At 35.8% G+C, this 4,144-nt stretch carries 4 protein-coding genes; 2 read left to right on the top strand and 2 right to left on the bottom strand.

Annotated features, from left to right (window positions below; genetic code table 11):
• The first annotated feature begins 12 nt into the window (after window positions 1-12).
• Together iorA and Q0409_RS00895 are read left to right on the top strand one after the other, a co-directional pair.
• The gene (gene iorA, locus Q0409_RS00900; protein ID WP_298534088.1) at window positions 13-1,830 is read left to right on the top strand and encodes an indolepyruvate ferredoxin oxidoreductase subunit alpha; all 1,818 of its coding nucleotides are present in this window, start codon (window positions 13-15) and stop codon (window positions 1,828-1,830) included.
• A 1-nt stretch (window position 1,831) separates the two neighbouring features.
• The gene (locus Q0409_RS00895; RefSeq protein WP_298534086.1) at window positions 1,832-2,446 is read left to right on the top strand and encodes an indolepyruvate oxidoreductase subunit beta; all 615 of its coding nucleotides are present in this window, start codon (window positions 1,832-1,834) and stop codon (window positions 2,444-2,446) included.
• Between the two features lie 145 nt (window positions 2,447-2,591).
• Here Q0409_RS00895 and Q0409_RS00890 read toward each other — a convergent pair whose 3' ends face one another.
• Together Q0409_RS00890 and rhuM are read right to left on the bottom strand one after the other, a co-directional pair.
• A complete protein-coding gene (locus Q0409_RS00890; RefSeq protein WP_298534084.1) occupies window positions 2,592-3,413 on the bottom strand; it encodes a BRO family protein in 822 nt (273 codons plus the stop codon).
• A 209-nt stretch (window positions 3,414-3,622) separates the two neighbouring features.
• On the bottom strand, window positions 3,623-4,033 hold the full coding sequence (gene rhuM / locus Q0409_RS00885; protein WP_298534082.1) for a virulence RhuM family protein: 411 nt from the start codon (window positions 4,031-4,033) through the stop codon (window positions 3,623-3,625).
• Between the last annotated feature and the right edge of the window lie 111 nt (window positions 4,034-4,144).

Genomic DNA, 4,144 nt, shown 5'->3' with positions numbered 1-4,144 from the left:
AAAAATGCAGAAATGTACTTTGAATTTTCTGCAAATGAAAAGGTGGCTATGGAGGTGGCAGCTACTGCAGCTGCAAGTGGCCTCAGGTCATTTACTTTCATGAAGCATGTAGGATTGAATGTAGCTGCTGACTCATTCATGACAACTGCTTACTCTGGTGTTAAGGGAGGGATGATTGTTCTTGTAGCAGACGACCCTTCACTCTTCTCTTCACAGAATGAACAGGATACAAGAAACTATTCAAGGCTTTCTTCAATTCCAATTTTAGAACCATCTTCCCCTCAGGAAATCAAGGACATGATGGTTTACGGATTTGACTTGTCTGAACAGTTTGGAATTCCAGTAATTCTTAGGACAAGCACCCGTGTATCCCATATGAGAGGAATTGTGGAATGCGGGAGACAAGAAAAACCTAAATCCACTACCAAGGAAACAGAATCAGATGGACATTGGTTAAGAGGATACTTCGTTAAAAATCCAAGGGAATTTGTCCCTGTTCCTGCAAATGCTCTTGCAATGCATGAAAGACTTGCAGAAAAAATGGGAAATCTGGAAGAGGCAGCTAATGAAAGTCCAGTAAATGAGGTTTATTCTTTTGAAAACGGTTCACTTCAAGGAAAATATGGTGTCATTTCATCTGGAGGTGCCTTCAATTATGCTTATGATGTTGTTTCCCAAGAAAACTTAGGTATGGATATTCTTAAAATAGCATTGTCTTATCCTACTCCAAAGGATTTGATTCATGACTTCTGCAAAAACTTGGAAGGAGTATTCATTGTAGAGGAAGTGGACCCTGTACTTGAAAGGGATGTGCTTGCTGTTCTTGGTGAAAACAATTTGGATTGTCCTGTTTACGGCAAGTTCGATGGAACTTTCCCAATGGTTCATGAATACAATCCGGACATTGTTAAGGAATCCATCAATAAGGTTATTTCTGATTTGGTAGATGATAAAGAGTTCTTGGAAGAGTATAAATCAGAAAATGGCAAAGACCTTGATGGAGATTTAATTGAAATCGTTGAGAAGATGGAATTTAGTGATGGATTGAATGAACTTATAGATAATATTCCAACAAGAGCTCCAACATTATGTGCAGGATGTTCCCACAGATCCGCTTATTATGCTGCTGTAAAGGCTTATCAGGAAATGGGATATGCTAAGGAAGATATGATATTCGCATCTGACATTGGATGTTACACTTTAGGAATCTCTCCTCCTTATGAAACTGCAGACTATCTTCTTGCAATGGGTTCATCTGTCGGTGACGGTTGCGGTTTCTCAATTGCAACCAATCAGCATGTTATGAGTTTCATTGGAGATTCAACATTTTTCCACAGCGGATTATCTCCACTTGTAAATGCAGTTCACAACAAGAACAAGTTCGTGCTTACAATTTTGGATAACAGAATAACTGCAATGACCGGTGGTCAGCCAAACCCAGGTATTCCTGTTGATGGAATGGGAGATGAAGCACCTGCTGTTTCCATCGAGGATATTGTGGAAGCTATTGGAGTGAAATTCTTGAAGATTGTAAATCCTCACAACATCAGAAAGACTGTTGACATTTACAAGGAAGCACTTGAATACGATGGTGTTGCTGTTGTAATCGCAAGATACCCATGCACATTAATCAAGGGACAAAAGAAAAAGGCACCTATGGTAATCAAGGACAATTGTGTAAAATGCCTTACTTGTGTAAAGACTCTTGCATGTCCTGCAATCTCTTATCTAAATGATACGGTAGTTGTTGATGAAGCATTATGTAAATCATGTACCGTTTGTATACAAGTCTGTCCGAACAAAGCTATTGGAGTAAAAAAGGGTGATTAAGATGGCGAGTAATGATAATAAGAATTACAGTATTTACATTTCAGGTGTAGGTGGTCAAGGAATTATTAAGACATCTGTAATCATTGGTGAAGCTGCAATGCTTGAAGGTTATGATGTTGTAATGAGTGAGATTCATGGTATGAGCCAAAGGGGAGGATCTGTGTCAACTGAACTTAAGATAGGTAATTTCAAATCCTCAATTGTAGAGGAATCCAAGGCAGACTTGATTCTTGCTTTTGAACCTATTGAAGTCTTAAGAGGATTGAATAAGGCAAACAAGGATACAACCTTAATCTTTAATACATTCCCTATTGTCCCTTCAACATTGACTCAAACTGGAGAGACCTATCCTGAAATTGATGATATAATAGCTAATTTAAAAGATAATTTCAAATCTGTTTATCCGTTAGAAGCAAATGGTTTGGCTAAGGATGCAGGCAGTATCTTATCTTTAAATATGGTGCTTTTAGGTGCATGTGTTGCAAATGATGATTTCCCACTTTCAAAGGAAACCGTTGAAACTGCAATGAAAAACAATTTAGCTCCTAAATTCCATGAAATGAATTTAAAAGCTATTGAAAACGGTTATAATGCTATTAAAGACAAGCTTTTATAGCCTTCTGCCAAGCTTTTTAGCCTTTGGCTAAAAACCTTGACCAAAATCTTTTTACTGGTTGGGGATTTCCACCTATTTCTTTTTTATATCATTTTTTTTTAATTATTATTTGCATTATCTTGTTTCCAGATAACAAAATGTCTAATTATTTGCCTAATAATTTCTTATTATTTGCATTGTTCTTGCTGACTACCTTGCGTCCTGTATTTGCCTCTAGTTCGCGACGAGCATTTCCTGCAATAGTTCCTCCACGTTTAGCAACATCCTGGCTTTCATCAAATCCATTTGGGTTTTCGCTTTTGCTTATTTCGGTAGTTGCCAATTCCCCTAGCATGCTGATAACCAATTCAGCATTGGTCATGTTGTCTCTAAGGCTTTCCTTTTTTAATCCTTTTAAACCTTTATGCTGGTTAGTTGTAAGTCCGAAGGAGGCTCTGCTGATTTCGTCAGTGAGTATTGCATATTCCAATCCCTTTTCAACACCTGACCTGTCCCACTCTGCAGTCAAGTCCTTTCTTATCTCAATGCTTCTTATCCTTTGGCTTATCCATTCTTCACTGTAGCCCATATCACGATAATTGTTGATTGCCCTTTCTATGGACAGTTCAGGATCTGCAATTTCATCAAGCCTTTCACTTCCAACTTGGGCTAACCAGAGTTTGAATGGTTCTGCATTTGGTGATGGGACAGACTGTATGAGGCGCAAGAGCTGTTTGGTGGTTGCCACATCTGTCATTCTCATTTTGCCATCTTTAGCCGGCATTTTCAAACTGTGACAATTTGTCACGGTTTGGTTTCCTTCATTTATTAGTCTTTGCTTTAATTTTCTCCAGTAAGCATTGGGGTCTTTGCTTTCAGTAAGGACTGCGATAACATCTATTATTGAATAGTAATAGTCCTGTATTTCCTCATCCCATTTGGTTCTGATTTTCCTGCCTTTAAATAGTTTTATATTGTTTTCTTTCATTATTATTCCTCCATTTCTATGGTTTTATAATAGCCGATTTATTGTCTTAGACAATAAACTTGTAAAAATAGTTTATTTTTATTATTGGTAAATCTTATAGTTTTTTTGATGAAAAAACTTCAAAATAATTCTTATATTCTAAAAATACTGGAATATTGATTTATTTTATTAAATCAAAGTTATTTTGTAATTTTTTCATAGTTAAAAAATTATTCTTTTAAAATTCCTCCATTTTTAAGAGCTTCATCGTTAAGAGCAAATCCCTTTATCATGTATTCCTTTAGTATTTGAGTTGCCCATTTTCTAAAATAAGTTGCTTTCTTGCTGTTTACACGATAGCCTACAGAGATGATTGCATCTAAATTATATAGGTTTGTATTATATTTTTTACCATCAGCTGCAGTTATTAGGGATTTCCTAATAACTGAATTTTTTTCTAATTCTTCATCATTAAAAATATTCTTTAAATGTTCATTGATAGTTGGAATGGATACTCCAAATAGTTTAGCGATTTCTTTTTGAGTTGCCCATATGGTATCTTCGGACAAATACACTTCTGCAGTGACTATCCCTTCACTGGTTTTATATAGGTATGTTTCTTTTATTTCTAAATTAGACATTTTTTTCACCTTTTTAATTCGTATATTTTTCATTGAATTGTAGTTTAATTGTTTAAATATTGTTTTTTTGAGTTCATATATGTTTAGAGAGCGTTTGAGAAGTAATGGTTA

It is taken from the genome of uncultured Methanobrevibacter sp. (genome assembly GCF_937898925.1).
Lineage (GTDB): Archaea > Methanobacteriota > Methanobacteria > Methanobacteriales > Methanobacteriaceae > Methanobrevibacter.
The sequence above is the reverse complement of the archived record's forward strand: the minus strand, read 5'-3'. Positions and strand labels throughout refer to the sequence as shown.